The 4,833-nt window shown below is 28.7% G+C and carries 5 protein-coding genes; 3 read left to right on the top strand and 2 right to left on the bottom strand.

Features of this window, described 5'->3' with window-relative positions; all coding sequences use genetic code 11:
* On the top strand, positions 1-874 hold an 874-nt coding region (locus tag ACIQ2I_RS07900; RefSeq protein WP_396181878.1), incomplete at its 5' end, for an AMP-binding protein.
* Positions 875-942: 68 nt separating this feature from the next.
* Here the strand turns inward: ACIQ2I_RS07900 and ACIQ2I_RS07905 are convergent.
* On the bottom strand, positions 943-1,530 hold the full coding sequence (locus ACIQ2I_RS07905) for a PolC-type DNA polymerase III (RefSeq protein WP_396181879.1): 588 nt from the start codon (positions 1,528-1,530) through the stop codon (positions 943-945).
* Positions 1,531-1,535: 5 nt separating this feature from the next.
* Complete coding sequence (locus tag ACIQ2I_RS07910; RefSeq protein WP_396181880.1) at positions 1,536-3,449, bottom strand: DUF294 nucleotidyltransferase-like domain-containing protein; 1,914 nt, start codon at positions 3,447-3,449, stop codon at positions 1,536-1,538.
* A gap of 184 nt (positions 3,450-3,633) precedes the next feature.
* On the opposite strand from ACIQ2I_RS07910, the gene ACIQ2I_RS07915 reads away from it, so the two are divergent.
* Positions 3,634-3,912 (top strand): DUF3817 domain-containing protein, encoded by a 279-nt coding sequence (locus ACIQ2I_RS07915; protein WP_396181881.1) that lies wholly within the window; start codon positions 3,634-3,636, stop codon positions 3,910-3,912.
* Between the two features lie 49 nt (positions 3,913-3,961).
* Positions 3,962-4,833, top strand: an 872-nt coding sequence (locus tag ACIQ2I_RS07920) for a mechanosensitive ion channel family protein (protein ID WP_396181882.1), incomplete at its 3' end; no start/stop codon positions are given.

The following is a 4,833-nucleotide window of genomic DNA, read 5'->3' on the forward strand; positions in this document are numbered from 1 at the left end:
TGCCATTCGCGCTTTAGCCAAAGAAAATTTAGATTATGTTCAAAAATTCCCATTAAGTTCTTTAAAAGTGATTGGATCTGTTGGAGAACCTATAAATGAAGAAGCTTGGCATTGGTATAACGACCACGTAGGAGGGAAGCGTTGCCCATTAGTTGATACTTGGTGGCAAACGGAAACAGGTGGAATTATGATTTCTCCAATTCCTTTTGTAACACCAACAAAACCAACGTATGCATCTTTACCTTTACCAGGAATTCAACCGGTTTTAATGGACGAATTACGAAACGAAATTGAAGGCAACCAAGTAACAGGTAGTTTATGTATTAAATTTCCTTGGCCATCAATGGCAAGAACCATTTGGGGTGATCACCAACGTTATAAAGACACGTATTTTTCAACTTTTCCCGGTAAATATTTTACTGGAGACGGTGCTTTACGCGATGAAGTTGGATATTACCGAATTACGGGTAGGGTAGATGATGTAATTATTGTGTCCGGACATAATTTAGGAACCGCGCCAATTGAAGATGCTATAAATGAACATCCAGCTGTTGCAGAAAGTGCAATTGTAGGTTTTCCTCATGATATTAAAGGAAATGCTTTATATGGTTTTGTAATTTTGAAAGAAACAGGAGAAACAAGAAATCAAGATAATTTAAGAAAAGAAATCAATCAATTAATTTCAAACCAAGTGGGACCGATTGCTAAATTAGATAAAATTCAATTTGTATCGGGTTTACCAAAAACGCGCTCTGGAAAAATTATGAGACGTATTTTAAGAAAAATTGCTGAAGGTGATTTTTCTAATTTCGGAGATATTTCTACGCTTTTAAATCCTGAAATTGTTGAAGAAATTAAAAACGAAAAGTTATAATTTCAATTACATAGAAAAATGAGGTGCTATTAAGCGCCTCTTTTTGTATTAAAATAGAAAACGAAATTTTATTTAATTCCTAATTTACTTTTCAATTTCAAAAATAAAATAGCTATCGAATACGCATCATCAGCAACAGAATTTCTATCGCTTATAGAAATATTAAGAAATTTACTCATTTCTTCCATTGCATATTTTTTATTATTGGTTTCTGATAATTTATTAAACATAGCTTCGATGTCGTATGCCTCGTTTTTAAGTTTACCTAATTTAAGTCGACTCAAGGCTTGGTTTAGCATTTCAATATCAAAATCTATACGGTGACCAATAAATATTGAATTTCCAAGATATTCAATTAAGGTTTCAATTGCCACATTTTCAGACACTTTTTTTACTTTACTTACTGTAATAAAATCATTTTCTAAACTAGCATCTAGCGGTTTGATATGTTGAATATAAATTTCAAAAGAGTCTTTTAACAAAATTCTATTTTCTACTATAGATGTGGCTGCAATAGACATTATCACATCTTTTTCTGTATCTAAACCTGATGTTTCCATGCTAATAACTACATATTTTATTGCTGGATTTTTAAAAGATTCAGAATATTTTTTCCAAAATTCAGGATATTCTTTATGGAATAATTTTGATAACATATTTTTTATGAAAATTGGGTTAATTTATATTTTGCTTTAATTAAATCAATAACATCTTCAATTTCTAATAAGGCTTTTTTCATCTCTTCTTTATCGATTTTAGATAGTTTTTTAGGATCAATAAAAGCACCATCATTATCATTTATAATACCTTCATTTGCTCTTAATTCTTGTAGTTTTATGTAATTTTCAGCAAAATCAAGGTATTTTTCAGCGTTTTTTTGGTCAATTATAGCCATTTGCTTAAATCGTAAAAAAGTATTATTTATACCTTTTAAGTTATGACTTAACGCAAAAATACGTGCGGCATCAATGTAAAATTGTAATCCTTTTTCTTTTAAATTAAATAACTCTTTATGTTTTCCCGTTTCCTCCACAGCAAATTTTTTGAAAAAAGTCAAAGCGGGTGGAAGCTTAAGAATTTGATTTCCAATATAATCAAAAAACAAAGTGTTATTGGATAAACTCTGATGAATCGCTATTTCTAGAGAATCTTTAATTTTTGTTTCACCATAAATATATTCGAAATCAAAGAAAATTCCATTGAAATCTGACATATTTTCGCCTGGGGATTTTATACAATTGGTATAAATAGTTGTAAAATCAGACAACGATTTACACCATTTAATATTACTTGCTAAATGTTCATTTGGACAAGGTGTATAACCTAAAACTTCCATGTTTGAAATGACTAATTTCGCCAATTGTACAAAGTAAAATTTAACATCACGGTGCTTATCGGCAGCAACATTTTCAAAAACAATTAAATTATCTTGATCACTTAAAACCAGTTGCTCTTTTCGCGCTTGACTACCTAAGGAAAGCCAAACAAAGCGAGCAGGAGGTGAGCCCAATTTCTCAATAGATAATTTAATACCTTGTTGAATGATAGCATGTAAAACGCCTCCAACGGTATTATTTATATGAAATATCGGGATGTTTTTGGTAAACGAATTCTGAATTACAAACAAATACTTAGAATGTACATATTTTAATTCATCAAAATTTTTAGAATTTCTAATTTCATCAAGTAAAACCCCTGGATTATTTGATTGAGATTTTATAATATCTCGTTCCGAAATAATACCTTTTATACGCGTATTTTCTGTACCATCTTCAGTAACACACAAATAATTAGTTTCATTTTTTAAAAGTAATAATTGTGCTTCCGCTACGGATATAGTTTCTTCTACAATAGATACGTTTTGTTGCATCAGTGTAGTACAATCGGCATCTAAATTTATATTTCCAAACGCCATTTTTTTTCTAAAATCGGCATCTGTAATTAAACCATTTATTCGTGCATTATTTGTAACAATAGCATAGGATTTATTGGTGTCCATCATTTTTTTAGCTACTGTAGAAATACTTGTATGGGTTGGTACAACAAGCGGATTTTTGTCAAAATCTAATTCCTGAAAATAAGAAAAATCAGTCAACTCTGTTTCAGAACCAGCTTCTGAAATGGCTTTTAAATTCTGATAATTTTCCCCTGTGGATTTTGTTTGTTCTGAAAAACTTTCTAAAAAGTAATCCATTACGCTGGAATATTTTGCTAATAAAGGCTTGAATAATACAATAGGAATAGCGTAAACTACAGCATCTTCATTGGCAATTGAATTTAACGAATAATTATTCTTCGCAAAAAACGGGCGCAACCCAAAAATGGAACCTACATAACACTTAGAAATTAAAGTTTCTTGTGCGTCAATAATTTTTGTTAAATGAATAATTCCAGAATGTACTATGTAAAAATTCTGATGTAATTCGTCATTAATTTTAAATAATCGTTTGGATTTTTCTAAATAAATAATTTCACTTTGTGAGGCAATATCAAATAAATCGTTGTAAGCTACTGTTTTAAAAGGCTCATATAGTTTTAAAAAATCAACAATATTTTCTGCAAAAGTATTCTTCATGATAGGAGTAGTAAATACATTCCAAATTTAAACAAATTATTCTATTATTATATACCTATTTCAAAATAATCTATTTTACATAATGTATATTATAATTCATTAATAAAATGTAAAATTATCTTAAATAGTGTAATTATTGCTAAACATTATTTAGTTTTGTAGGAATTATATAATATAAACGACAATGTTAAACTGGTTTAAAAAAATAGCACTACTTGAAGGAATTTCTCTTTTAGTTTTAATTTTTAATATGTTGGTTTTAAAACCAAATTATTTTGATACGTATAAATTAATTCTAAAACCATTCGGAATGCTTCACGGTATTTTATTTATTTTGTACATAATATTAGCCTTTTTATTAAAAGATGAAAAAAACTGGAAATTTAAAGATTTTAGTATCATTATATTAGCTTCATTTATTCCGTTTGGAACATTTTGGGTAGATAGAAAGTACTTAAATTAAAAAGCTTAAAATTCGCATATTCCAAAAATAAAAATAATTTTTTTCATTTATGAAAGTTTTCGACCTTATAGAACCAGTATTAAAAAAACTAGATTTTGGTGCAGATTTTACCTTGTATGGAAATTTGTTTGTCAATTTATTAGTATTAATGATTTTGGCTTATGCTATTGATTATTTAGCAAAAAAAATATTAATTATTGGCTTGGCTATTGTAGCAACCTATACAAAATCAACATTCGACGATTTTTTAGTAGCCAATAAAACCGCTAAATACATTGCACACTTAGTACCGCTATATTTTATAAGCATTAAACTTCCAATTGTTTTAGACGATTTTGTGTATTGGGAAAATTTGTTTGGTAAAAGTGTAAAAATTTTCATTATTATTTTATCCCTTTACATTGTTCGAAGTGTCTTTAATTCGTTAAAAGATTATTTAAAATCATTACCAAAATATAACGATAAACCCATAGATAGCTACATTCAAGTAATTATGATTGTATTATGGATTTACGCCTTATTATCTATTATCTTATTGCTTTTTGATACTAAGAAAAGTGCGTTATTAACCGCTTTTGGATCAATTTCTGCGTTAATTATTTTGGTTTTTAGAGATACAATTTTAGGTTTTGTAGCCAGTATTCAAGTAACCGTTAACGATATGGTTCGCATTGGTGATTGGATTACCGTTGATAAATTTGGTGCTGATGGCGAAGTTGAAGAAATTAATTTGGCAACAGTTAAAGTCAGAAATTTTGACAACACTACCTCCACTATTCCTACTTATAGTTTAATTTCAGATAGTTTTAGAAATTGGCGTGGTATGATAAATTCTGATGGGCGAAGAATTAAACGCCATGTTCTCATAAAAGGCGCAACTGTTAGATTTGTTACTAATGAAGAATTAGAATCATTCAAAAG

Source organism: Flavobacterium sp. (assembly GCF_044368995.1).
Lineage (GTDB): Bacteria > Bacteroidota > Bacteroidia > Flavobacteriales > Flavobacteriaceae > Flavobacterium.